The organism is Stenotrophomonas sp. Ps181 (genome assembly GCF_025697425.1).
Classification (GTDB): domain Bacteria; phylum Pseudomonadota; class Gammaproteobacteria; order Xanthomonadales; family Xanthomonadaceae; genus Stenotrophomonas; species Stenotrophomonas sepilia.
This window is the reverse complement of sequence record NZ_JAHWBI010000004.1, coordinates 430,416-455,304: the sequence shown is the minus strand read 5'-3', so window position 1 is coordinate 455,304 and position 24,889 is coordinate 430,416. Positions and strand designations below refer to the sequence as shown.

Sequence of the window (24,889 nt, the reverse complement as noted above, 5' to 3'; positions counted from 1 at the left end):
GCGCCGGGCGTGATCCGGCGCCATCGTTCCAGGGTCAGCCGATACGCCACGCCGGCAAGCGTTCGCTGCGCTTCCAGATGGAAGGCGCGAAACCAATCAACACCAGCGCCGCCAGCCACTTCGGTGAGGTGTTGAGCAGTGTCGAGGCAAGGGAACCATCGCCGGGGGCGGCCATTTCCTGCCACGGGTTGTAGCCCAGGTAGACGACGCTGCCAGCCCACCACAACAACGCCAGGCCGATGCCCACCAGCAACAAAGCCAGCGTGCGGCAGGTCCAGCGCTGCGACGTGGTGCCCCATTCCCGCGACGCTGCGATCAGCAGACCCACCACCAGCAGCGACACCAGTGCAACCAGCCCGATATCGACTTTGGGCCCGATGCGCTCATAAGTGCAGGCGCGACATTGCGCCTCATCCGCGGCAGTGGCGGCGTCGGCGCCATCGGCCTGCCCGGCTGCGGGCTGTGCCAGCGCTGCAAACGGCATCAGTACCGCCAGCAGTGCCGCCATGATCCAACGAAACAACGTCCTGTTCCTGCGTGCAGCGACATCCATGCGCTTGTCCTTGTCAGGGTTGGTTGATGCCGGGCCACGTTCCGAGGCCCCCGGCGGATCATAGCGCAGAGCCGGGCAGGATCGAAAACTGCGCGTGCCTCTACGGCTTGGGGAGTACCAGGGCCGGACGGGCGCTGGCCGATCGCCAGCCCGGTATGGGCCATGCCGCGCTACGGCATGCGATTGGCAGCTTCAGCGGGCTGGCGCCGGAATGCCCGGCTGCTTCACGCCGGCCGCGCCTTGGTCACCGCCTCGATGCGATGGCCCTCGGGGTCGACCACGAACGCGGCGTAGTAGAAGTCACCATAATCGGGGCGCAGTCCGGGCGCACCATTGTCAGCGCCCCCGTTGGCCATGGCTGCTGCGTGGAAGGCATCCACCGCCGCTGCGGACGCTGCAGCGAACGCCAGGTGGAAGCCGGGGCCCGGCGCTGCGGCGTCATCACGCAGCTTCAGGCACAACGCGTCTTCATCATCGACCACCCCATAGCCGATCGCGGTCTCGTCCTCGAACACCCGGCGGTACCCGAGTGCGGCGAGCGCGGCGTCATAAAAGCGGCCTGCGATATCAAGGTCACGAACGCCGAGGGATAGGTGGTGCAACATGCGGACATCCTTGCCGGGCACGCAGTAGCGCGTTCGGTTGCATTCTAGCGCGCAGGTGGCGCGGCGGCCTTCAGCAACTGCGCTGCGACCTGGTCGAACGGGGCAATGTCCTGCAGTGCGCGGCACATTGCCACGGCGCCTTCCACGCTGGCGATCACCAGGCTGGCCAGCCCATCCGCCACAGCAGGTTGGTGGCCGTCGGCAATGAAGGCTGCGGCCAGATGCCCCTGCCAGCGCATGAACACCGCTGCGGCGGCCGCGCGCGGTTGGCTGGGAACCGCCTCGACCGGTTCCTCCACGGCAGCGGCCAGCACCGGGCAGCCGGCGCGGAATTCTGAGCGCAGCAGACGCTCGCGCCAGATCGCCAGGAACTGCTGCAGGCCCTGCACCGCCCCACCCTCCAGCAGCTCCATCAGCAGCACCTCCACCTTGTCGCCGGCCATGTGGGTGGCGCGCGCCAGCAGCTCCTGCTTGCCGCCGGGAAAGTGATGGTAGGTGGAACCCAACGGCGCCTCAGCCAGCTTGGTCACCTCACGGATACTGGTGGCATTGAGGCCCACCCGCGCCAGCATCTGTGCTGCGGCATCCATCACCCGTTGTGGCGCATCAGAGGGTCGCGGGCTCACGGCGGGCTCCTTGCTAAGACAATCGTCATAGATTAGCGTACCGGCGATTCTATAACAGTCGTCATAGCCATGAATCTCTGGTTCCGCCTGCTCCACCTGCTGCTGTGCAGCCTGTTCCGGCCGAAGCTGCAGGCGCCGTTCGGGGTCTCGCGGCTGCAGTTCCGGGTACTGCCCAACGACCTGGACAGCAACCTACACATGACCAACGGCCGCTACTGGAACATCTTCGACCTGGGCCGGCTGGACCTGATCCTGCGCATGGGTCTGGGCCGGGTGGCACTGCGCGAGAAGTGGGCACCGATCGTCGGTGCCGGCACCATCCAGTTCCGTCGCGAGCTGAAGCCGTTCCAGCGCTTCACCCTGGAAACGCGCCTGGTGGGCTGGGTCGGCTCGCGCGGCATCATGGAGCAGCGCGTGCTGATCGGACCCGAGCAGAAGATCGCCACCCGTGCGCTGCTGGTCACCGGCATCTACGACCGTCGCGCGCGCCAGTTCCTGGGCATGCCGAAGATGATGGAGGCGATCGGCGTGGTTGCCCCGCCCTCGCCGCCGCTCAGTGCAGCCGCCGAGGCGCTGCTGGCGGCCGATGCGGCGTTGAAGCAGGACGATGCCTGAGCTTCAGGGGGCGGCCAGCGGCACCGCGTGCAGTTCGCGCGATACGACCTGGGTGCGCCCTCCCACGTGCAGCACGTACTCGAAGGACTGCCGCATGCGGCTGTACGCGCCACCCTCCGGCACGCCGTAGTTGGCGCCCACGCTGAGGGTATGCCGGCCCGGCGGCAACGGCTTGAGCATCACCCAGTAACCGTCGGCGGCGGCCAGCCGTGAGTCTGCGTCATCGGCATCCATGCGGAAGCAGCCTTCGCTGCGGACCCGATGCATGCGCATGTCGCCCAGGGGTTGGCCATCCAGCAGCACCACCGCACTGATCAGGTAATCGTTGTTGACCGCCGCTCCTGCCTGGAGCTCTTTGCAGGGCACCTGCTCGTCTGTCTGGAACTGCGCCATGTTGATGATCGGCAGCAACAGGTACTTGCCCGCTGGCACCACGCATTCGCGATGTGGCCGGAAACGGCCATTGGTGCCGGCCAGGTTCCAGACCGGGCCCTCCTGGCCCAGATCGCAGACTCGTCCATCCGGGTCGAGATAGGGCGCGCCGCCCAGGCTGTCGGTCCAGCGCCACCAGCGGGCGGTCCATTCGGCCAGTGAAACTCCGGCCACCGGCTCACGCGTCAGCGGCGAAGGCGCTGCCGTGTCTGCACTGAACGCCGGCACGGCCGCCAGCAGCAGTGCCATCGTTGCGCCGCTGCGGCGCAGCCATCCCTGGATTCCCTTCCGCATCACCCACCCCATCGTCCCTGGAGGCCACGCTGCATGGCCGGCTTCGGGCCACTTTACCTCGACGGGCTGGATGCTGTGCATTGCGGCGCTGTGCCTACTTCGGCGCCATTGCGCGCCTGATTGCGTCCTCCGCCAACGGTGCCATCACCGAATAGCCCTTTGCGGTGGGATGCACGCCATCCTCGGCCAGCTGCGGATCCAATCCGCCAGCGGCATTGGCCATCGGCGTGTAGTAGTCCAGATAGACCAGCTGCTGCGCCTCGGCATAGCGCTTCAGTGCATGATTCAACGCGCGCACCTTCGGCGCAGGCGTGATGCCCCGCATCCATGGGTACTCGCTGACCGGCAGCACCGATGCCAGCACCACGGCGATGCCATGCGCGCGTGCCAGGTCCACCATCGCGTGCAGGTTGTCTTCAATCATCGCCTGCGTGGACGGGCCGGTGTTGCCGGCAATGTCGTTGGTGCCGGCCAGGATCACCACCACCTGCGGCTTCAGTGCCAGCACGTCCTGCGGGAACCGCACCAGCATCTGCGCCGTGGTCTGGCCACTGATGCCGCGGTTGAGCCAGCCCTTGCCGGGAAAGAACGCCGCGCTGCCTTCCCTGCCCCAGCCTTCGGTGATCGAGTCACCGAAGAACACCACGCGTGGTTGCCCCGGTACGGCGGCAGGCAGTCGTGCGTTGGCTTCACGATAGTGCTGCAGCTGCGGCCAATCGGCCAGGCGCTGCTGCATGAAACGAATCTCATCAGGGCGCAGCTGCTCTACAGGTTTGAGCAGCAACGGATTGACCGCGCCCGATTCGGCGGCCACGGCCGGAACGGTCACGCCGATGCCGAAGGCGATGGCCAACGTTCCGGCAAGCACAACAGGAATACGCATGGAGACTCTCCCGGTTCAGGGCGGCAGTCTAGCGCCCCGGCCTGCGTTCAACGTGCCGCCGACGGCGCGGCCACGCCGGTCACGTTGGCCGGCATCCACATGCCGGGCGTCCAGCCACTGGCAGCCAGGATTGCCTTCGGGTTGTCCTGCTGGATCAGCGCACGCACCGCATCGCGCTTGTCCTTGGCCTGCAGGTAATAGGCCTTGGCGATGCGGTAGCCCACCCAGTACCCAAGGTCATAGGGCTCCTGCGAACCGGGCTTGTAGTTGTACAGCCACGGCGACAGATCGGTACTGTCCACATCCAGCGCAAAGGCGCTTTCAATATGGACCTCGCGGCCGCGCGTCCACGCCGCATGGCGACTGTTGCCGACGTTGCCGGAAATCAACTCGGCGATGAATTCGGCGATGCCTTCGCCCAGCGAAACACGCAGCACCGTCGCATGCGGGTCGCCGGGCTCGAAATCGATCAGGCCGGTCTGCTGGATGTGCACGTACTCGTGCGCGATCACGTGCACGAAACGGTCCTGCACGTTGGGATTCATGAAATCGGCTGCACACAGCGCTTCCAGGCCGATGATCACCCCACTCTTCGAGGTCAACCCGACCGGCCGGCCACGGCCGACCGCGAGGGTCACCGGCGGGAACGCGGCCTGCGGATAGATCGCCTGCAGGTTGCCAAACACCTGCACCAGGCGCTGCTTGACCGCCGGCAGCTCCGCCAGGCAGCTGCGGCCCTGCGCATACACCCCGGGCTGGCTGGCAATGGCTTCGGCCATGCGTTCGGGCGTGACCCGGCGCGCCTTCGCCAGTTCACCCAGGCCCGGACTGCCTTCGGCCAGGTAAGCGGCCAGCTGGGCAACGCTGGGCTTGCCACCGGCGCTGTCGTAGAGCGCGTAGAAGCGGCTGGCATCTGTGGTGAGGATCTGCGGCCCCGGCGGGGTAGCCGCCGACGCCGCGCCGACCGCCCCGGCACAGGCCAGGGCAAGCAGGCAACGCGGGAAACTGGACATCGCTCCGTCCCTGGTGGAGTGCATGCGAAGCGCGCAATCTATCACTCCGGCCCGGCCACCGCAGCGGGCACATGCAGGCCCTTCGGGGCTGTGCCAGACTCACTCAGGCACCTGCCATGGATGATGGAGCACCGCACGATGATGATCGTTCCCGCGTACTGGGCCGAAGCCCGCCTGCAGGCCCGTTTTCGTGGCCGGCCGGTGGTCGTGCGCCGCTTCGGCTGGTCCGACGAGGGCCCTGCAGAGGCGCAGGCGCATGCCGACCGCCGCGCCAACGAGGCACTCAACGCGATCCTCGCCGGCCAGGCGCTGCCGCGTCGAGAAATCCGCAGCAACTATGGCGTGGAGGGTGTGCCAATCCGCGAGCAGATCGTGCAGCGCGATGGCGATGTCATCATCACCCGCAACAGCTACGGCGCGTTGTGCCTCAACAGCCCCGACGTGCTGTTTGCCGACATCGATCATGCGCAGCCACCAGCCGGTTGCGTGATACCGGCGATCGTCGCTGCGGTCGTGCTGGTTGCCGGTGCAGTCATCGGCACCCTGCTCTGGCACTGGCTGCTGGGCCTGGTCCTGGGCGTGGCGGCAGTGCTGCTGGTCAACGCGGCAGTGCTGATGCGGCGGAAGCAACGCCTGGCCGCCGCCGGCGGCGTTGAAGGACTTGCGTTGAAGCGCGTGGAGGCCTTCAGCGCACAGCACCCCGATTGGCACCTGCGTGCCTACCGTACGCCGGCCGGGCTGCGCGTGCTGGCGATGCATGCCACGTTCTCACCCGAAGACACGCTGCCGCAGGATTTCTTCAAGGCGCTGGGTACCGATCCGCTCTACGCGCGCATGTGCCGGTTGCAGCATTGCTTCCGTGCACGGCTGACACCGAAGCCGTGGCGCGTCGGTCTGCGTTATCGCATCCGGCCGCCGGTGGCCGCGTGGTCAGCCGAACAAGCCAACAACCCGGACCGGTTGGCCTGGATTGCCGACTATGAAAAGAAGAGTGCCGGCTTTGCTGCGTGCACCTACCTGCGCAGCTTCGGCGACACCGCCCGGGTGCATGCCAAGGCCGAGCATGTGCGTGACCTGCATGACCGGCTGTCACGCGCGCAGGACCGGTTACCGCTTGCCTGAGCGCAACGGGCGCGCTCAGTCCGCGCCCTGCACGAACGGCTGCCCTGCCAGGGTGGTGCCCAGGCGCACCGCGATCTGTTGACCGTCCTTTCTGAAGGTGGTCGCACACTGCTTTCCGCCCTTCTGGCATCCGACTTCCGGAAAGCCCTCGAGTGACTCAAGCGCGCCCTGAACCGGACTCGCCTGCCACCCTGCCGCATCCATCAGGCGCTTGGCCTTGGCGTAGGGCATGCCGGCGACGATGCCCAGCTGCGTCAGCTCTGTGGGCAACGCTTGAGAATAGGCCGTTGGGATCGAGGCCAACGACAGCACTGCAGCGAGGAAGATGGCTTTCATTGCACCGACCTGGAACGAGCACACAGCCTCAGCCTAGCCCATTTGCATGACGCAGGAATGTGCCGGTAACACGCCGTTACCGAGTCTCCACAGTTGAATGCAGAGCACCTCAATCCATTTACAGGCGAACGCCAGCCGAGCACGGGCTCGGCTCTACAGCATGCAGCAAGGCCGCCCTGAGGCGGCCTTCCTGTTCCCTTACTTGGCGTTCTTCACGTAGGTATCGAACCAGTTCAGCATTTCCGCCACCAGCTGCTCGTTCGATTCCAGCGCGGTGTACCAGTGCGGTTCGTTCGGCAGCATCACCAGCCGCGTGATGCCGCCGTTGCCTCGGATTGCCTGGTAGAGCTTGCGCGACTGGAACGGCTCGGTGCCCGGGTTGGCGTCGTCCTCGCCGTGGACCAGCAGCAGCGGCAGCTTGATCTTATCGGCGTAGAAGAACGGCGACGCCTTCAGGTAGACATCCTGGGCCTGCCAGACCGATCGACGCTCGTTCTGGAAGCCGAACGGGGTGAAGGTCTTGTTGTACGAACCGCTGGTCGCCACGCCAGCCTTGAACAGGTTGGTATGGGCGATCAGGTTGGCGGTCATCAGGCCGCCATGGCTGTGGCCGGTCACGCCGATGCGGTTGCGATCGACCACGCCCATGTCCACCGCCTTGTCCACCGCCGCCTTGGCGTCGGCTTCCAGCTGCTCCAGGTAGGTGTCGTAGGCGTTCTTCGGGTCACCCACGATCGGGAACGAGGCATTGTCGATGATCGCGTAGCCGGCCAGCAGCATCAGGCGGTACGGCTGCAGGCGGGTGAAGGTCTGCTGCGAACCGGATACCTGCCCCGCCTGCGCGGCGTTGGCGAAGTCGGCAGGATAGGCGTACAGGATCGCCGGCACGCGCTGGCCTTGCTTGTAGCCCGGCGGCGTGTACAGGGTGAACGACAGGTCCACGCCATCGGCACGCTTGTAGGTCACCAGCTGCTTCTTGATCTGGCGCACTTCCGGGGTCGGGTCGACCAGTTTGGTCAGCACCGTCGCGGTGGACGCGAACTGTGCCTCACCGGCCTTCGCATCGGCCACCGCCTCACCCTGCTGGCGGATGAAGGCGTTCGGCGGATCGATCACCGACTGGTGCCAGGTCAGATAGCGGCCCGGCGTGCTGCTGAAACCGAGGAACTGTTCGTAGGCATCGGCACTGCTGCGGAACAGGCGCTCGCTCTTCAGCGTACCCAGGTCGAGGCGGTCCAGGAACGGACGGTCGCCCTGCGACGACGCGCCACGGCCACTCAGGAACACGTGGTTGCCGTCCTGACGCACGACCTGCGCGCCATTCGGCAGGCGGGTGAATACCAGGTTGCCGGGGTTGCCGTACAGCTCATCGCTGGACATGTCCCACAGCAGGCGGCCTTCCTTCTTCGGCTGGTCCAAATCGACGATGCGGGTCTGCATCCAGTGGCGGTTCTCGTCGTTCTCGAACTGGAACGCCACGGCCGGATCGGCGGTCCACGCGTAGCCTTCGAAGCGCTGTGCGGTGCGGGTGATCTCGACCGGCTTGCCGTTGAACGGCGCCTTCAGCATCAGCACCCGATCGCGATGCGGCACGTTGACCTTCCAGTCGCCCTTGTCCAGCGCTTCGGCATAGACCAGGGTGGCCGGATCGGTGGCACGCCAGTCGAAACCGCGCGGGCCTTCCGGTACACCGTGCACCGGCACGCGGTCGGCCAGCGGCAGGCTGGCGATCAGCGTGCTGCGGCCATTGCTGATGTCCAGCACGGCCACATCGTTGGCGAAGCGCTGGTAGGTCACCGCATGAGAGTACGGCGCCTTGATCGATTCGGTCAGCACGTGCACGCCATCGGGCGCGGCGCTGACTTCGTTGAACAGCGCCGGCTGCCCGACCGGGCGCACGTTGTTGGCGGCGGTATCGACCACGGCCAGCTGCGAAGCACCGTAATACGCGAACAGCTTCTCGTCATGCACGCTGGTCAGCGTGTCGCGGGCTTCATAGGTGCTGCTCTCGCCACTGCTGCCGAGCGACTCCTGAGCATCCGGGCCGGTCGGCACACCGCCATTGGACGGCGCCGGGCCCTGGTTGGCCGGCACCAGCTTCACCAGCAGGTTCTGACTGCCGCCCAGCCACTGCACGGTGTAGCCGAAGATCGGGTTCAGCTGCACGTTCGGCACCTGCTTCACCTGGCCGGTGGCGGCGTCGCCCACCCACAACTGCACGCTGCTATCGACCGCATTCTGGAAGGCGAAACGGCTGCCGTCGGCCGACCACAGCGCGCCGGTGGCGCAACCCTGCGGCAGGTTCACCTTGGTCTCCCTGCCACTGCCGATATCGACCAGGGTGAAGTCGGCTACGCAGGCCGGAATGCCGTAGCCACCGGGGGTGTCATGGCGGCTGCGGTTCTTCGGCTCCAGGCGCACGCCGGCCAGCTTCAGGTAGGGCTGGGCGACACGGCTGATCGACGGGTAGGTCTGCGCGGTGGTCAGCAACAGGCGCTGGCCGCCGGGGGCCACGTTCGGCGTCGGCGGCGGCGGCGCCTTCAGCACCTTGAGCAGGTGCTCCGGCGGTTTCGCGTAGTCGGCAAGCGCCGGGCCAGCGGCCAGCAGGCCGACGGTGGCAACGGCAACGGCCGCCGCCAGAGAGGTTCGACGGATGAGCATCCTTATCCCCTGGGTGTGAATGGGTACCCGGAATCGGGCATGGACCCGAATCTAGCACCGCAGGGGATGGGGTGAATGGGCCGGAAGGGCTAGAGGCCGGATGGGGCAAAGTGACAGTCCGGCAGCCGTTCCAGCATTGCCAGGCCCAGCCTGGCACTACTGTTGCGCGTGCAGGTCCCAGGTCGCCAGGTAGTCCGGGTCGACCACGATCATGCCGCTGCTGCGCATGCAGTACTCCCCCGGTTCGGCGGGGAGGTACTGGTCGAGCATCGGCGGCAGATAGCGCTCATGGCCGTCATTCTCGTCAGCCAGCACCACGCCTTCGTCGGCACTGATGCGCAGCACAGTGCCGGCGTACTGCTCCAGCCCCTGCACCTGGCCGTCGCCGCCATAGCGGGTGACGCCGACCAGCACGACCTTGCCGATCATTTCTTCCACCTTGGCGTCGTCCAAGGGCGGCAGCATGGGAATGAATTCGTCGCTCATCGGTGCACCTCCGTAGCCTGCAGGACATCGTGGATGAGGTTTCCGCTTCGCAGTGCGCGCATCGCCAGCACCGGGGCACATGCCCGGCTGAAGCACCCGCATGGGAGCGCCAGCACGCCCGGAACCCGAGGGTTCGTGACACCGATGCTGCCACCGCAGACGGAACGGACAGGTGAAGGCCGAGTCCGCCCGATCGGGCCACCGGGTTCTGCCTGCACCCACGCTAGAATGCGTCCATGCGCACCGTACATGCCCTCCGCTACATCACCCCGCTACGCGAAGGCGGCTCACTGCCCGCCGTCGTCGAGACCGACGATGACGGCATGGTCGTACTGAAATTCCGTGGTGCCGGCCAGGGCCCGAAGGCGTTGATCGCCGAGCTGATCGCCGGTGAGATGGCACGCACGCTGGGCCTGCCGATTCCGGAAATCCTGTTCGTCGGGCTGGATCGCGAGTTCGCCCGCACCGAACCCGACCCGGAGATCCAGGAGCTGATCCGTGCCAGCGAGGGCCTGAACCTGGGCCTGGACTACCTGCCGGGTGCAATCAACTACGACCCTGCAGCGATGCCAGTGGACGCCGACCTGGCCTCGCGCATCGTCTGGTTCGATGCGTTCACCAGCAATGTCGATCGCACCACCCGCAACCCCAACCTGATGGTATGGCACCGCAAGCTGTACCTGATCGACCACGGCGCGGCGATGTATTTCCACCACGACTGGGCCAGCGCCGGCGATGCCTGCGAGAAACCGTTCGTGCTGATCCGCGACCACGTGCTGTTGTCGTTCGCCAGCCGCATCGCCGATGTGGATGCAGAACTGGCTGCGCGCCTGACCGATGCCGAGATCGAGCGCATCGTCGGCCTGGTGCCGGACAGCTGGCTGGTGGACGAGCCGGCGTTCGACAGCCCGCAGGCTTACCGCCAGGGCTACATCAACTATCTCAAGCACCGCCTGAAAGTGCGTGCGGTGTTCGTGCAGGAGGCCATCCGTGCCCACGCTGCACACGTATGACTATGCGGTCATCCGCGTGGTACCGCGGGTGGAACGCGAGGAATTCATCAACGTCGGGGTGATCGTCTCCTGCCCTGGCGCGCGCCATCTGGAAGCGGCCATCGAGATTGATCCTGCGCGCCTGCGTGCCTTCGCGCCAGCGCTTGATCAGGATGCATTGCAACCATGGCTGGACGCGATCGTGGCCATCTGCCGTGGCGACGCCAGCGCCGGACCGATCGCGCAGTTGCCGGCGCGCGCCCGCTTTCATTTCCTCACCGCCAAGCGCAGTTCGGTTGTGCAGATGTCGAGCACGCATGTCGGCCGCACTGCCGATCCGGCGGGTGTGGTGGAACACCTGATGACGAAGATGGTGCGGGTGCCGGCGCCAACCGCGTAGCGGCAACTGGTAGAGTCGACTGGTAGTCGACTAACGCGTGCAGCGCGGGCTCTTCGGCGGCATCGAGAAAGGCAGTCGACTAGCAGTCGACTCTACCCAGCCGGTTATACCCTGTCGGCCCTATCTGGGCAGCGCAAACGCCATCACGTAATCGCCGTTCGGGGTTTCCATGAAATGATGGCCGCCGGCCATGATCACCACGAACTGGCGTCCGTCCTGTTCATACACCATCGGCGTGGCCTGCCCGCCCGCGGGCAGCTTGGCATGCCACAGCTCCTTGCCGGTCTTCAGGTCGATGGCGCGCAGCAGGTCATCGGTGGCCGCAGCGATGAAGATCAGTCCGCTCGCGGTCACCACCGAACCACCGTTGTTCGGCGTGCCGATCTCGATCGGCAGGCCGGAACGGATGCCGAACGGACCATTGCCGCGCGCACTGCCAAATGGCCGATCCCACAGCAGCTTGCCGGTGCGCAGGTCGATGGCACGGATGCCGCCATAGGGCGGCTGCTTGCACAGCAGGCCGGTGAACGGCAGGCGCCAGCCAGCGTTGACCTGGATGCCATACGGCGTTCCCACCTGCGGATCGCCGGCCCCCTCGCCACCGCCCCTGTCAGCACGGATCTTCTCGCGCGGCAGCCAGCCCAGGCGGTCGGCTTCGGCACGTGGCACCAGCCGGTTGTAGTTGGGCATATCGTTGTAGTTGGCCACGATCACGCCGCGTCGCGTGTCGATGGACACGCTGCCCCAGTCCGAGCCGCCGTTGTAGCCGGGATATTCGATGGAATGGCGCTCGCTGCTGGGCGGCGTGTAGAAACCTTCGTAATACGCCTTGCGGAACTGGATGCGGCAGACCAGCTGGTCGATCGGGGTGATGCCCCACATGTCGCGCTCGGTCAGGTCATGCTCGCGACGCAGCGTGTGGTACAGCGAGAACAGCTGGGTGGGTGAACGCTGCTCGGGCTCGACCCCACCCACCGGCACCTTGCGCTCTTCAGCGGCGGTCAGCAGCTGGCCGGTGCGGCGATCAAGGATATAGAGGTCCCCCTGCTTGGTCGGCAACAGGATCGCCGGCACCTTGCCCGCCGCCGTCGGGTAATCGATCAGGCTGGCCTGCGAACCCAGGTCGTAGTCCCACACGTCCTTGCGCACGGCCTGGAAATGCCAGGCCGGCTTGCCGGTGGCCACATCAAGGGCCACCAGCGAGGTCGAATAGCGGTTCTGGCTTTCGGTACGCGAGCCGCTCCAGTAGTCGCCTGCGGAATTGCCCAGCGGCAGATAGACCAACCCCAGCGCCTCATCACCGGTGGCCGTGGTCCACATGTTCGGCGTGCCGCGCGTGTAGGTCTGCCCATGCGGCGGCAGGCCGCTGCGTTCAGGCTGGTCCATGTCCCATGCCCAGCGCAGCTTGCCGGTGATCGCATCGTAGGCCTGGATCACGCCCGACGGTGCATCGCGGCGCTGCCCATCCAGCACCTGGTGACCAGTGACGATCACCCCACGCACGATCGCCGGTGGCGAGGTGATCGAAACATAGCCCGGCGGGACCTCGCCCATGCCCAGGGTGATGTCGACCTGGCCGTTGTTGCCGAAGTTGGCGCAGGGACGGCCGCTGTCTGCATCCACTGCAATGATGCGCCCGTCCAGCGTGCCTTCGATGATGCGTGCCCAGCAGGCCGGACGGCTGCCCGGCGCGGCGCGGCGGCTCACGCTGGGCGGCGGCTCGGGCAACGCGAGATCGGCCGCGGCATCGGCCAGCGTGGCATCGGCCAGGATCGGCGTCGCCGGTTGCTCGTAGTAGCTCACGCCGCGGCAGGCGGCGGTGTACGGGATCGAAGCGTCCTTCACCTTCGGATCGAAGCGCCACACTTCCTTGCCACTGGCGGCGTCGAGCGCGATCAGGCGGTTACGGGCAGTGCACAGGTACAGGCGGTCGCCGATCTTCAGCGGCGTGGTTTCCGCACCCCAGCGCTTCTTCGGCAGGTCACCGGTGCGGAACTGCCAGGCCAGCTGCAACGTGGCCACGTTGGCCGGGGTGATCTGCTGCAGCGGCGAATAACGGGTGGCGGCATTGCTGCGGCCCCACGCCGGCCAGTCTCCCTCGGCAGGCTGGTCGGCCGGTTGCAGGCCGGTGGTATCCCGCGTGGGTTCCAGTCCGGCACTGGCCGCGCCTTCCGGGAACGGCTGGTGCCCGTCCACTTCACCATGCGGTGCGAACGCCAACCCGAAGGCAGCGACGAACACCAGCATCAGGACGCCCGCCACGCTGCGCGACAGGCGCTTTGAAACCGGTTCGCGAAGGGTGGGCGCGAGCAGCGCCAGCACGATGCCGAGCGCGGTCACCAGGCCCAGCCGCGGCACCCAGCGCCAGTAGTCGCTGCCCGATTCCCACCAGGTCCACAGCAGCGTGCCGACGAACACCAGCGCATACAGCAGCGCGCCGCTGCGGCGATTGCCGAACAACAACAGGCCACTGGCCAGAAGGCCGGCCCCGGCGATGGCGTAGTACCCCGACCCGCCCAGGCTGAGCAGCCACGCGCCGAGCCCGCCGATGACCAGGCCGAGCACGACCAGCAGCAGCGACAGCACGGTAACGAGAGGATGCCGGGAGGCGCGGACGGGAGCAGGAGCGGACTGCGGCGTGGCGGACATCGTCGATCTCCGGGGGCAGCATGCGCCGTTATCCCACCGCCTGCGTGAAGCGCGCGCGTATGCGTGGCATCCGGATACGACGACGCCGGCACAGGGCCGGCGTCGTCGGGTGCCTCAGGCTCGCGGCAGGATCACTCCTGTGCGGCGTCCTCGCTGCTGGCCGCAGCCGGGGCGCTGTCGGTCGTGGCCGGGGCGGCGACTGCCACCTCGTCCTCGTCCTCGTCGATCGAGGCATCCATGCGCTCCACCGCCTGCAGCTTCTCGTCCTTGGACAGGCGGATCAGGGTCACGCCCTGGGTGTTGCGGCCGACGCGGCTGATTTCCGAGCCACGCGTACGCACCAGCGTACCGCCGTCGGAGATCAGCAGGACTTCGTCGCGGGAGCCCATCAGTACTGCGGCGACCAGCTTGCCGTTGCGCTCGGTGGTCTGGATGCCGATCACACCCTGCGTGCCACGGCCCTTGCGCGGGTAGTCCGGCAGCGGAGTTCGCTTGCCGTAGCCGTTCTCGGTGGCGGTCAGGATGTACTGCACGCTGCTGTCATCGGCACCGTCAATCACCGCATCGCCCGTGGCGGCGGCTTCCTCGACACCGTTGTCGTCCTCGTTCTCGTCCTCGATGCCACCGGCACTTTCGGCCACGATCAGGCTGACCACTTCCTCGCCGGCCGGCATCTTGATGCCACGCACGCCAGTTGCGGTACGGCCCATCGAGCGGACTTTGTCCTCGCCGAAGCGCACGGTCTTGCCGTTGGAGGCGAACAGCAGGATGTCGCGCTGGCCATCGGTCAGGCCGACGCCGACCAGGGCATCGCCCTCATCGAGGTTGATCGCGATCTTGCCGCGGGCCAGACGGAAGGCGAACTCGCCCAGCGGGGTCTTCTTGACCGTACCGTTCTTCGTAGCGAAGAACACGAACTGGCCATCGGCGTACTCGCGCACCGGCAGCACGGCCTGCACGCGTTCGCCCGGTTCCAGCGGAATCCAGTTGATGATCGGACGGCCACGGGCGTTGGAACCCGCTTCCGGCAGCTGGTAGACCGGCAGCCAGAACACCTTGCCCGAACTGGTGAAGGTCAGCAGCGTATCGTGCGTGTTGACCAGCCACAGCTGTTCGATGAAATCCTCTTCCTTGGTCGCCGCCGCACTGCGGCCACGGCCGCCGCGGCGCTGCGCGCGGTACACGCTGACCGGCTGGCGCTTCACGTAGCCGGCGTGGGACACGGTGACCACCACGTCTTCCGGCGCGATCAGGTCCAGGATGTCCAGGTCTTCTTCGCTGTGGCGGATTTCGGTGCGACGTTCGTCGCCGAACTCGGCCTTGACGTTGACCAGCTCCTCGCGGATCACCTGCAGCAGGCGGTCGGGATCTTCCAGGATGTGGATCAGCCCGGCGATCACTTCCAGCAGCTGCTTGTACTCGTCGGTCAGGCGGTCCTGCTCCAGCCCGGTCAGGCGGTGCAGGCGCATTTCCAGGATCTGGGTGGCCTGGATCTCGGTCAGCTGGTAGCCGCCCTCGACCAGGCCGACGCCCTTGGGCAGGTCTTCCGGACGCGAGGCTTCGGCACCGGCGGCACCCAGCATCGCACCGACCAGGCCCGGCTCCCACACGCGCGCCAGCATGCGCTCGCGGGCTTCGTTCGGGTTCGGCGAGGTCTTGATCAGTTCGATCATCTCGTCGATGTTGGCCAGCGCGACGGTCAGGCCTTCCAGCACGTGGGCACGGGCGCGCGCCTTGCGCAGCTCGAACACGGTGCGGCGGGTGACCACTTCGCGACGGTGGCGGACGAACGCCTCCAGCATCTGCTTCAGATTCATCAACTGCGGGCGGCCGTCGACCAGCGCCACCATGTTGATGCCGAACACCGATTCCATCTGGGTCTGCTGGTACAGGTTGTTCAGCACAACCTCGGCAGATTCGCCGCGCTTGATCTCGATGTAGATGCGCATGCCGTCCTTGTCGGACTCATCGCGCAGCTCGCTGATGCCTTCGATCTTCTTTTCCTTGACCAGCTCGGCGATCTTTTCGATCAGACGCGCCTTGTTCACCTGGTAAGGAATTTCAGTGACGATGATCGATTCGCGGCCGTTGTCGGCCACTTCGATATCGGCCTTGGCACGGATGCGCACGCGGCCACGGCCGGTGCGGTAGCCGGCGACGATGCCGGCGGTGCCGTTGATGATGCCGGCGGTCGGGAAATCCGGGCCCGGGATGTACTCCATCAGGCCGTCGACGTCGATCTCCGGGTTGTCGATCAGCGCAATGCAGGCGTTGATCGATTCGCTCAGGTTGTGCGGCGGGATGTTGGTCGCCATGCCCACCGCGATACCGGCCGAGCCGTTGACCAGCAGGTTCGGGAACCGGGTCGGCATGACCGTCGGCTCCAGTTCCTTTTCGTCGTAGTTGGGCTGGAAGTCGACGGTTTCCTTGTCGATGTCCGCCATCAGCTCGTGCGCGAGGCGCGACATGCGCGCTTCGGTGTATCGCATGGCCGCGGCGGAGTCGCCGTCGATGGAGCCGAAGTTACCCTGGCCATCGACCAGCATGTAGCGCAGCGAGAACGGCTGTGCCAGGCGCACCAGCGTGTCGTACACCGACTGATCGCCATGCGGGTGGTACTTACCGATGACGTCACCGACGATACGCGCCGACTTGAAGTAGGGCTTGTTGCTGTGCGCGTTGAGCTCGTTCATCGCGTACAGCACGCGGCGATGCACCGGCTTGAGGCCGTCGCGCGCATCCGGCAGCGCGCGGCCCACGATCACGCTCATGGCGTAATCGAGGTAGCTCTTGCGCATCTCGTCTTCCAGGTTGACCTGGATGATTTCCTTGGCGGTTTCTGCCATTCGGGTTCCGTTGTCTGGTAGCGGTCCAGTCCGGCGCATTCGCCCGTGGGCGGTCGCGCCGGAACCTCGATTCAACCTGTGGATACTACCACAACAGGCCGTTTTCCGCCTCCCTTTACGGGGATTTTACCGGCACAAATCAGGAACTTAGGGAGTTGCCGGCCAGCGGCCGGCACTACCGGGGCGGCGGTCGCGCCACCCTCCCCTGCGCCTCAGCCGCCGAAGGCGGCGCGCATGTTCTCGGCGGTCGGGTTCAGGATCACCCCGCGCTCGGTCACGATGGCGTCGATCAGCTCGCCCGGGGTGACGTCGAACACCGGGTTCCAGGCGGCGATCCCTTCGGCCACGGTGCGGGTACCGCCCACGCCATACAGCTCACCCGGGTCGCGCTGCTCGATCTCGATCTGGCTGCCGTCCACGGTTTCCATGTCCACGGTCGAGGACGGCGCCACCACCATGAACTTCACGCCGTGGTGGCGCGCGGCAATGGCCAGTTGGTAGGTGCCGATCTTGTTGGCGGTATCACCATTGGCGCAGATGCGGTCTGCGCCCACGATCACCCACTGCACGGCACCGGTCTTCATCAGGTGCGAGGCCGCCGAGTCGGCGATCAGGGTGGCATCGATACCGTCCTGCTGCAGCTCCCACACGGTCAGGCGTGCCCCCTGCAGCCACGGCCGGGTCTCGCCGGCGAACACGCGGGCGATGCGGTGCTGGGCCATGCCGGCGCGAATGACGCCCAGCGCGGTACCGAAGCCGGCGGTGGCCAGCGAGCCGGTATTGCAGTGGGTCAGCACACCGCTGCCGGCCTCGATCAGGCCAGCGCCCAGTGCGCCCATGTGGCGGTTGGCCGCCAGGTCTTCCTCGGCGATGGCCTGCGCTTCGGACTCCAGCAACGCCTTCCAGTCGGCGCCGGCAGCGTTCAGGCAACGGCGCATCCGTGCCAGCGCCCAGGCCAGATTGACCGCAGTAGGGCGCGATGCGTTCAGGCGCTGCAGTGCCGGTTCCAGCTGCTGCAGCGCGTGCGCACCGTCTGCGGCCTGCACCTCGCGCGCGGCCAGCACCACGCCCCAGGCGGCGGCAATGCCGATCGCCGGCGCGCCACGCACGGTCAGCGCGTGGATGGCGCTGGCAACCTCGTCACTGTCATGGCAGACCACGTGCTCGACCACGAACGGCAGCTTGCGCTGGTCCAGCAGTTGCAAGGCATCGCCGGTCCACAGGATCGGGCGGATGTGGTCGTAACGGGCGTAGTCGATGTCGGAGGCAGTGTTCATGGGCCCATTGTAGGGCCACGCCCCGCGTGGTTGGAGCCTGCCCCGGCTCAATTCACCGAGAATTCGGCGCGGCAGCCGCCGTCCACCCAGATCCCGTTGCGGTTCCAACCCCAGGTGCTGCCTTCCTCGCAGGGCGTGCTGGACAGCTGCTCGGAGACCACAGCACCCACCGAGATGCTCGCGCCGCAGAAGCGGCGCTTCTTCGACTTCGATTCGCAGGTCAGGCGGCGCGGCACATCGACAAAGCGGCCGTCCTCGTCGGCCACCTCGAAATCGCCCTGGCAGCCACGGCTGGTCCAGACTTCATTGCGCTTGTAGCCCCATCCCTGGCCTTCCCGGCACGGCAGCACCGACAACTGGCGAAGCAGGCGCACCGGCGCGCCATCCAGGCGTACCGGGCAACTCTGCGGACGGCCATTGGATTCGCAGCGCACCACGCGGCGCACCAGGCGCTTGCCTTCCGTTGCCGCAGGTGCCGCACCCTGCGCACGGCGCGCACGGAACTCGGCGCGGCAGCCCAGGGTGACCCACACGCCGCTGCGGTCGGTGCCCCACTCGCTGCCGCGGATGCAGCTGTTGCTGGACAGCTGGCGCACCAGATCGACGCCGTTGGCCACATCGATATCGCAGTGCACCCAGCCCATGTCGCGGGACTCGCAGGTCACCACTTCATCGTCATAGCCCACCTGCTGGGCCGACGCCGGCGACGGCAGCCAGGCACCCCAGAGCGCAATGGAGTACATCGGTGCAGCGACAACCGCAAACCACTTGACCAAAGCCTTCCCCAGCAGGAATGGATGAACTGCATGCCAGTGTCCGGCATTGGCCGTGATAAAAGCATCATCCCGCTTACCGACGCAAGCGCGCAGAACCCGCGTTTCGTTCAGCCTGGGATGTTCAGCAACGCGTGATGGTCACGCGTGGGCGAAGTCGTAGGCCAACACATCTGCAATGCGCGGTGTGCGGTTCATCGCCATCAGCAGGCGGTCGACCCCCAGCGCCACGCCGGCACAGGCCGGCAACGCTGGCAACGCCGCCAGCAGCGCTTCATCCAGTGGCGGCTGCACCTGCCCACGTTCGTGGCGGCGCTGCTGGTCGCGCTGGAAGCGGGCACGCTGCTCGTCGGCGTCGTTCAGTTCGTGATAGCCGTTGGCCAGTTCCACTACACCCAGGTACAGCTCGAAACGCTCGGCCAGCGGCGGCGTGCCGGCGCGGATGCGTGCCAGCGCGGCCTGGCTGGCTGGCCAGTCATGCACCACGGTCATGACCGCGTCATCGAAATGCGGCTGGATACGATGGGTCATCAGCAGGTCGAGCCAGTCATCACGGGTCAATCCGACCGGGTCAATGTGCACCTCGCCCAACGCGGCACGCAGCGCGGACTCATCCGCCTCGAACGGATCCACACCAAGGTGCTGCTGGAACAGCTCGCGGTAACTCAGCACGCGCAGGGTCGCACGGCGTCCCACCAGGGCCAGCGCCTGTCCGATCAGCTCGGCGGTTTCCTGTACCAGCCGATGGTGGTCCCAACCGACCCGATACCATTCCAGCATGGTGAATTCCGGGTTGTGGCGACCACCGGCCTCGCCATTGCGGAACACCCGGCCCAATTCGTAACAGTCGCCCACGCCGGCAGCGAGCAGGCGCTTGAGCGGATACTCCGGCGAGGTGCGCAGCCAGCGGCGGCGTCCGCCGGCATCGACATGCCCGGTGAAGTCGGTATGGAAGCTGTCGATGTTCGGCTCGGTGTTGCCCGCGACCGACAGGATCGGCGTCTCCACCTCGAGCACATCGCGCTCTGCAAAGAAGCGGCGCACCAGCGCATTGAGCGCGGCGCGCTGCTGCAGCGCGCGCAGCAGGGCCTCGCTCACAGGATGCCCTCCGGGCGCGGATGGTCGAGCGGCAGGGTCAGCAGATCGCGCGTATCGTCGATGTAGCCGCTGGCCAGGTACAGGCGGCGTGCCAGTTCGTTGTGGTGGTTCACTTCCAGGCGCAGGCGGCTGACGCCACGACCGCGAGCGCGCTGTTCGCAGATGGCCAGCGCCTGCTTGCCGCGGCCACGACCGCGCGCGCGATGGCTCAGGTACAGCTCGTCCAGCAGCATGAAGTGGCCGCCCTGCTCCAGGCTGAAGCCCATCGCGATCACCGCATAGCCGACCACCTCGCCCGCCTCGTCCAGCCACAACAGCACTTCGCCATTGCGCGGATCGGCCAGCAGCGCGTCCACGCCGCGACGCACGCGCGCGTCATCGAAGTCTATCCTGTCTTCGGCGTAGAACTCGCGCATCAGCGCGATCAACAACTCCTCGTCGGCACGGGTGGCCAGGCGGAAATCCAGCGGGGCGGTCTGCATCGGTGTTCCTTTGTGTTTCATGCCGGGCGCGGGGACACCCGGCGGGATCGTCACTCGTGTTCGGCCAGATAAGCCAGCAGGCGGTCTTCGTCCCATACCGGCACGCCCAGCGATTGCGCCTTGTCCAGCTTGGAGCCGGCCTCGGTACCGGCCACCACGAAGCTGGTCTTCTTCGAGACGCTGCCGGAGACCTTGGCACCCAGCGCTTCCAGGCGCTCCTTGGCGGCATCGCGGGTGAGCTGGGCCAGGGTGCCGGTCAGCACCACGGTCTGCCCATCCAGCGGGCCGGCCACGATCTCGGCCAGCGCCGGTGCCTTGGCCAGGATCTGCTGCATCGCCTTCTCGGCTGCCAGCAGCATCGCGCCATGGCCATCGGCATCGAGCCAGTCGGCCAGACCGCGCGCAGTGTCGTCCGGCAGGCCGGCGTTGACGAACTGCCCATGCTCGGCGTCGAGCACCGCCTGGGCACCGGGCAACGCGGCCACCAGTTTTTCCGCGCGCAGGCGGGTGATGCCGGGAATCTCTGATTCGACCAACAGCTGCGCCAGATCCAGCCCCTCGCGCAGCCTGGCGCTGGGCGCGTGCACATCGCTGATGCGGACCTGGCCGACCTGCAGCAGGTCATCGATGGCCTGCTGGTTGCCCTGCTGTTCGAAGAAGTGGCCGAGCGACCGCGCCACTTCGCCACCGATGTCCGGCACGCGCTTGAACAAGGGCCACGGCAGCTGGCGGATCAGTTCCAGGTCACCGAACCACTGCGCCAGTGCCTTGGCCGTGCTCTCGCCCACGTGCTCGATGCCCAGCGCGAACAGCAGCCGTTCCAGCGTGGCGGCACGACTGGCGTCGATGGCCGCGATCAGGTTGTCGGCCCACTTGGTGGCGATCTTCTTCGTGTTCCATTCGAACCGGGCCGGCTGCGCCAGCGCCTGCGCGCGCCAGCCCGGATCGTTGCCGTCCAGCCTGAGCACCGCATTGAGCACCGCGCCACTGCCTTCGGCCGGCAGGTGCAGCTTCAGTGCGGCGGCCAGCGCCGAGGGATCTTCAGCGTCCAGCACCAGCTTCAGGTGCAGCAGCTGGTCACGACTGAGCCGGTACAGGTCGGCCACGCTCTTGACGATGCCGGCGTCGACCAGGGTTTCAATGTATTTGTCGCCCAGGCCGTCGATGTCCATCGCGCGGCGCGAAGCGAAATGGGCAATGGCTTCCTTGCGCTGCGCCGGACAGGACAGCTCACCCGAGCAGCGCCATGCGGCCGCTCCTTCCTCGCGCACGATCTCCGAGCCGCACACCGGGCAGCGCGTAGGCATCTGCCAGGGCGTGGTGCCCTGCGGGCGCCGGTCGAGGATGACGCTGACCACTTCCGGGATCACGTCGCCGGCGCGGCGCACGATCACGCTGTCGCCGATGCGCACGTCGAGGCGTGCGATCTGGTCGGCGTTGTGCAGCGTGGCATTGGACACGATCACGCCGGCCACGGCCACCGGTGCCAGCCGCGCGACCGGTGTGGCCGCACCGGTGCGGCCTATCTGGATCTCGATCGCCTCCACCGTCGTGCTCTGCTCCTGCGCCGGGAACTTGTGCGCGATGGCCCAGCGCGGTGCGCGCGAGACGAAGCCCATCGCCTGCTGGCCGGCACGGTCATCGAGCTTGTAGACCACGCCGTCGATATCGAACGGCAGGCCGTCGCGGCGCTCGCCGATATCGCGGTAGTAGCCGAGCAGACCATCCGTGCCTTCCACCACCTTGCACAGCGCACTGACCGGGAAACCCCAGGCGCCGAGCTGGGCCAGCGTGCCCGAATGGGTATCGGGCAGCTCGCCGCCCTGCACTTCACCGGTACCGTAGGCAAAGAAGCTCAACCTGCGCTGCGCACTGATCTTCGGGTCGAGCTGGCGCAGCGACCCGGCCGCCGCGTTGCGCGGGTTGGCCAGCACCTTGCCGCCGTGCAGGCGCGCCCGTTCGTTGTAGGCCTCGAAATCGGCGCGGGCCATGTACACCTCGCCGCGCACCTCCAGCACGTCCGGCCAGTCCTTGCCGTGCAGGCGCTTGGGAATGTCGCTGATCTCGCGCAGATTGGCGGTCACGTCCTCGCCGGTGCTGCCATCACCGCGGGTCGCGCCGAGCACGAAATGACCATCCTCGTAGCGCAGGCTGATCGCCAGGCCGTCCATCTTCGGCTCGGCCGAGAACTGCAGGCTGCGACGGCCCAGGCGTTCGTCAATGCGGCGCACGAAGTCAGCCACTTCCTCGTCGCTGAACGCATTGGACAGCGACAGCATCGGCACCGCATGGCGCACCTCGGCGAAGCGGCCGGAAGGACGCGCACCGACCTGCTGGGTCGGGCTGTCGGCCCGGGCCAGTTCCGGATGTTCCCGCTCCAGTGCTTCCAGCTCGCGCACCATCCGGTCGTAGTCGACGTCGGCGATCTCCGGCGCGTCCAGCTCATGGTAGGCGCGGTTGGCCTGGGCGATCTGCCGGCGGAGATCTTCGGCGCGTTCGGCGGGGCTGGGGCTCATCGGAATCCGATGGTTCTGGGATGGCCGGGGATTCTACCGCGCCCGGCCGTCAGGCCCTGTAATGCCCCGCCTTCGCAGCGCCGAGCCATGCTCGACGGGCGCTCCCCTGCCCTGGTGGATGCAAACCTTCTCCCCGCCCCGGTAGGTGCCAACCTTGGTTGGCACAGCTGTAGTCGAGCATGGCTCGACGCTACAAAAGGCAGCTTGCCGCGCGCCGCCACCAGCGCTAGCGTGCGACGGTCTGCCCTTCGGAATCCTGCCCGTGACCCTGCCCGCTTCCCGTCGACGCTTCCTGCAACTGGCCGGTGCTGGCCTCGCCATCGCTGGCAGCGGGCTGCCGCAGCTTGGCCATACCCAACCCGCGACGGCCGCCGCTCCTGCCCCCGCCGAAGGTGCGGTGCTGCTGAATTTCAACGAATGCCCCTACGGCCCCTCGCCCGCAGCCCAGCAGGCGGCACGCGACAGCATCGCCGGTTGCGGCCGCTACCGTTTCGCACTGGCCGGACAGGTGCGCGACGCCTTCATCGAACAGGCACGCATTCCGGCTGATCACGTGCGGTTGTATCCGGGTTCCAGCGAACCGCTGAACCGTGCCGCCGTGCTATGGACCGGCCCGCAGGCGGGACTGGTAGTCGCCGACCCGACCTTCGAGACGCTGGGCGAGGTCGCCGCCGCACACGGTGCGCACGTGCAGAAAGTGCCGCTGCGCGACAACGGCGCACATGACCTGCGTGCAATGGTCGCCGCCGCGCACGCGCGCCCGACCGGGCTGCTGTACGTGTGCAACCCGAACAACCCGACCGGTTCGATCAGCCCACCGGATGAGCTCGCCTGGCTGCTGGCCCACAAGCCCGCCTCCACCCGCGTGCTGGTCGACGAGGCCTACCTGCAGTACAGCGAGCAGCCCAGCCTGATCACCCAGGTGACGCAGCGCGATGACCTGATCGTGCTGCGCACGTTTTCCAAACTGTACGGCATGGCCGGCCTGCGCCTGGGCGTGGCAGCCGCACATCCCGACCGCCTGCGCGAACTGGCCAGCCTGGGTGACAACCCCCTGCCCGTGCCGGCACTGGCCGCCGCACTGGCCAGCCTGCACGATACCCAGTTGATCGCGCAGCGCCGCCTGCAGAATGCCAAGGTGCGGCAGGCCACCATCGCGTGGCTGGGCAAGCGTGGTTTCAGCTGCGTGCCGTCGGAAGCGAACTGCTTCGTGGTGGATGTGCAGCGCGAGGGTGCCGCCTTTGCCAGGGCGATGGCGGACAACGGCGTGATCATTGGCCGCAGCTGGCCGATCTGGCCACAGCGCGTGCGCGTGACCGTCGGCACCGAAGACGAGATGGCCGCATTCCGCCGTGCGTTCGCCAAGGTGGCCGGCGTACCGGCGTAGACCCGATCCACGCATGGCGTGGATCTACCGGGGTGGGTGCCGACCCTTGGCCGGCACAACAGGCTTTACCAGCGCGGGGTCTTGGTCAGCGGCGGTGCCTGGTGCTGGCGGTCGTAGGCACGCAGCTCGTCGCGGATGTGCGCGATGCGCTGGCGGCCCAGGGCATTGCGGCTGTCATCCAGCACCACGCCATCGAGCAGCTCGGCCATGCGCTGCACGGTCGGCAGCATCTTCTCCCAGGCATCAAGCGCGGTCAGCGGCGCCGGCAGGGTCAGGAAGAAGGCGATGGCCGGGGTTTCCATGGCACGGATGTTGGCCATGTCGAAGCTGCCTGGCTTCATGATGCTGGCCATCGAGAAGATCGGGCCGCGCTCGGGGTGGCCTTCCACCAGGCGGTGGAACACGTTCATGTGGCCGAATACCAGGCCGGTCTTCTCGGCCGCCACCACGATGTCTTCGCCGCGCAGCTGCTCGCCGGCACGGGCCGCCACGAACAGCGAGACGATCTTGTCGAAATCCTGGGTAGTGCGCTTGCCGAGGTCATTGGCCGCGCCCGGATCGGTGTCGGCCAGGCCAAGTTCGGCCTGCTCGCCTTCGCCACGCATGCCCGGTTCGACGCGGCCCTCAGCCACCACGACGCCGTCCTCGCCCAGGACCGGTTCGCGGCGCTCGCCACTGGTCGGTTCCGCGTTCTCCACGCGACGGCCCTGGGGCTTCTTCTTCGGACGGCCAAACAGGAAGATCGCGGCGATCAACAGCAGGCCGGCGGCCAGGATGCCGATGCGCAACAGTGCCGTGTCGGACATTCGATAGGTTCTCCGGCTGATTCATTCAGGTAACTAG

Annotated in this window: 22 protein-coding genes; 5 read left to right on the top strand and 17 right to left on the bottom strand. The window is 67.0% G+C overall.

Translation table 11 applies throughout. The features are described 5' to 3' along the window. Positions 1-34: 34 nt before the first annotated feature. The 3 genes from KXV01_RS12215 to KXV01_RS12205 all read right to left on the bottom strand — a co-directional run bounded on the left by KXV01_RS12215 (position 35) and on the right by KXV01_RS12205 (position 1,784). Positions 35-553: a hypothetical protein gene (locus KXV01_RS12215; RefSeq protein WP_049414437.1), complete on the bottom strand. Its 519-nt coding sequence runs from the start codon at positions 551-553 to the stop codon at positions 35-37. Between the two features lie 224 nt (positions 554-777). Beyond that, entirely contained in the window at positions 778-1,158 is a 381-nt protein-coding gene (locus KXV01_RS12210) for a VOC family protein (protein ID WP_049435333.1), read from the bottom strand. Between the two features lie 44 nt (positions 1,159-1,202). Beyond that, positions 1,203-1,784 (bottom strand): TetR/AcrR family transcriptional regulator, encoded by a 582-nt coding sequence (locus tag KXV01_RS12205; protein WP_049414658.1) that lies wholly within the window; start codon positions 1,782-1,784, stop codon positions 1,203-1,205. Positions 1,785-1,853: 69 nt separating this feature from the next. On the opposite strand from KXV01_RS12205, the gene KXV01_RS12200 reads away from it, so the two are divergent. Beyond that, a complete protein-coding gene (locus KXV01_RS12200; protein WP_049414660.1) occupies positions 1,854-2,399 on the top strand; it encodes a thioesterase family protein in 546 nt (181 codons plus the stop codon). 3 nt (positions 2,400-2,402) lie between these two features. On the opposite strand, the gene KXV01_RS12195 is transcribed toward KXV01_RS12200, so the two are convergent. The 3 genes from KXV01_RS12195 to KXV01_RS12185 form a co-directional block, all read right to left on the bottom strand. Beyond that, a complete protein-coding gene (locus KXV01_RS12195) occupies positions 2,403-3,080 on the bottom strand; it encodes a hypothetical protein (RefSeq protein WP_111096621.1) in 678 nt (225 codons plus the stop codon). A 139-nt stretch (positions 3,081-3,219) separates the two neighbouring features. Next, positions 3,220-4,008 carry an SGNH/GDSL hydrolase family protein gene (locus KXV01_RS12190; RefSeq protein ID WP_099495566.1) on the bottom strand — a complete coding sequence of 263 codons (789 nt, stop codon included), beginning with the start codon at positions 4,006-4,008 and terminating at the stop codon, positions 3,220-3,222. 47 nt (positions 4,009-4,055) lie between these two features. Next, positions 4,056-5,021, bottom strand: a complete 966-nt coding sequence (locus KXV01_RS12185; RefSeq protein ID WP_049414664.1) for a DUF2268 domain-containing putative Zn-dependent protease — start codon at positions 5,019-5,021, stop codon at positions 4,056-4,058. Positions 5,022-5,159: 138 nt separating this feature from the next. Between KXV01_RS12185 and KXV01_RS12180 the strand changes: the two genes are divergently transcribed. Further along, positions 5,160-6,143, top strand: a complete 984-nt coding sequence (locus KXV01_RS12180) for a hypothetical protein (RefSeq protein WP_099495599.1) — start codon at positions 5,160-5,162, stop codon at positions 6,141-6,143. A 15-nt stretch (positions 6,144-6,158) separates the two neighbouring features. Here the strand turns inward: KXV01_RS12180 and KXV01_RS12175 are convergent, their stop codons facing one another. The 3 genes from KXV01_RS12175 to KXV01_RS12165 form a co-directional block, all read right to left on the bottom strand. Next, positions 6,159-6,479 carry a hypothetical protein gene (locus KXV01_RS12175; RefSeq protein WP_049414665.1) on the bottom strand — a complete coding sequence of 107 codons (321 nt, stop codon included), beginning with the start codon at positions 6,477-6,479 and terminating at the stop codon, positions 6,159-6,161. Positions 6,480-6,677: 198 nt separating this feature from the next. Continuing rightward, positions 6,678-9,140, bottom strand: coding sequence for a prolyl oligopeptidase family serine peptidase (locus KXV01_RS12170; RefSeq protein WP_111096618.1), 2,463 nt, complete (start codon positions 9,138-9,140; stop codon positions 6,678-6,680). Between the two features lie 156 nt (positions 9,141-9,296). Next, positions 9,297-9,626 carry a hypothetical protein gene (locus KXV01_RS12165; protein WP_049414859.1) on the bottom strand — a complete coding sequence of 110 codons (330 nt, stop codon included), beginning with the start codon at positions 9,624-9,626 and terminating at the stop codon, positions 9,297-9,299. A 236-nt stretch (positions 9,627-9,862) separates the two neighbouring features. Here KXV01_RS12165 and KXV01_RS12160 point away from each other — a divergent pair, with 236 nt between their 5' ends. Together KXV01_RS12160 and KXV01_RS12155 are read left to right on the top strand one after the other, a co-directional pair. Beyond that, positions 9,863-10,639, top strand: coding sequence for a HipA family kinase (locus KXV01_RS12160; protein WP_049414860.1), 777 nt, complete (start codon positions 9,863-9,865; stop codon positions 10,637-10,639). After that, positions 10,617-11,018: a DUF3037 domain-containing protein gene (locus tag KXV01_RS12155; protein WP_049414861.1), complete on the top strand. Its 402-nt coding sequence runs from the start codon at positions 10,617-10,619 to the stop codon at positions 11,016-11,018. The genes KXV01_RS12160 and KXV01_RS12155 overlap by 23 nt, the downstream gene beginning before the upstream one ends. A gap of 120 nt (positions 11,019-11,138) precedes the next feature. Here KXV01_RS12155 and KXV01_RS12150 read toward each other — a convergent pair whose 3' ends face one another. From KXV01_RS12150 to ligA, 7 genes are all read right to left on the bottom strand, one after another. After that, a complete protein-coding gene (locus KXV01_RS12150) occupies positions 11,139-13,667 on the bottom strand; it encodes a membrane-bound PQQ-dependent dehydrogenase, glucose/quinate/shikimate family (protein ID WP_164282790.1) in 2,529 nt (842 codons plus the stop codon). Between the two features lie 131 nt (positions 13,668-13,798). Further along, complete coding sequence (gene gyrA / locus KXV01_RS12145; protein ID WP_049414865.1) at positions 13,799-16,513, bottom strand: DNA gyrase subunit A; 2,715 nt, start codon at positions 16,511-16,513, stop codon at positions 13,799-13,801. A gap of 212 nt (positions 16,514-16,725) precedes the next feature. Continuing rightward, complete coding sequence (gene mtnA / locus KXV01_RS12140) at positions 16,726-17,790, bottom strand: S-methyl-5-thioribose-1-phosphate isomerase (RefSeq protein WP_134709517.1); 1,065 nt, start codon at positions 17,788-17,790, stop codon at positions 16,726-16,728. Between the two features lie 47 nt (positions 17,791-17,837). Beyond that, positions 17,838-18,566 carry a DUF3011 domain-containing protein gene (locus KXV01_RS12135; RefSeq protein ID WP_005417382.1) on the bottom strand — a complete coding sequence of 243 codons (729 nt, stop codon included), beginning with the start codon at positions 18,564-18,566 and terminating at the stop codon, positions 17,838-17,840. Positions 18,567-18,704: 138 nt separating this feature from the next. Further along, positions 18,705-19,661, bottom strand: a complete 957-nt coding sequence (epmA, locus tag KXV01_RS12130; RefSeq protein WP_049414869.1) for an EF-P lysine aminoacylase EpmA — start codon at positions 19,659-19,661, stop codon at positions 18,705-18,707. Then, entirely contained in the window at positions 19,658-20,143 is a 486-nt protein-coding gene (locus tag KXV01_RS12125) for a GNAT family N-acetyltransferase (protein WP_010480482.1), read from the bottom strand. The genes epmA and KXV01_RS12125 overlap by 4 nt, the downstream gene beginning before the upstream one ends. A gap of 50 nt (positions 20,144-20,193) precedes the next feature. Next, positions 20,194-22,665 (bottom strand): NAD-dependent DNA ligase LigA, encoded by a 2,472-nt coding sequence (ligA, locus tag KXV01_RS12120; RefSeq protein ID WP_263467826.1) that lies wholly within the window; start codon positions 22,663-22,665, stop codon positions 20,194-20,196. A gap of 256 nt (positions 22,666-22,921) precedes the next feature. Between ligA and KXV01_RS12115 the strand changes: the two genes are divergently transcribed. Then, positions 22,922-24,046: a pyridoxal phosphate-dependent aminotransferase gene (locus KXV01_RS12115; protein WP_263467818.1), complete on the top strand. Its 1,125-nt coding sequence runs from the start codon at positions 22,922-22,924 to the stop codon at positions 24,044-24,046. A 65-nt stretch (positions 24,047-24,111) separates the two neighbouring features. Here the strand turns inward: KXV01_RS12115 and zipA are convergent, their stop codons facing one another. Beyond that, the gene (gene zipA, locus KXV01_RS12110) at positions 24,112-24,852 is read right to left on the bottom strand and encodes a cell division protein ZipA (protein ID WP_049412849.1); all 741 of its coding nucleotides are present in this window, start codon (positions 24,850-24,852) and stop codon (positions 24,112-24,114) included. Between the last annotated feature and the right edge of the window lie 37 nt (positions 24,853-24,889).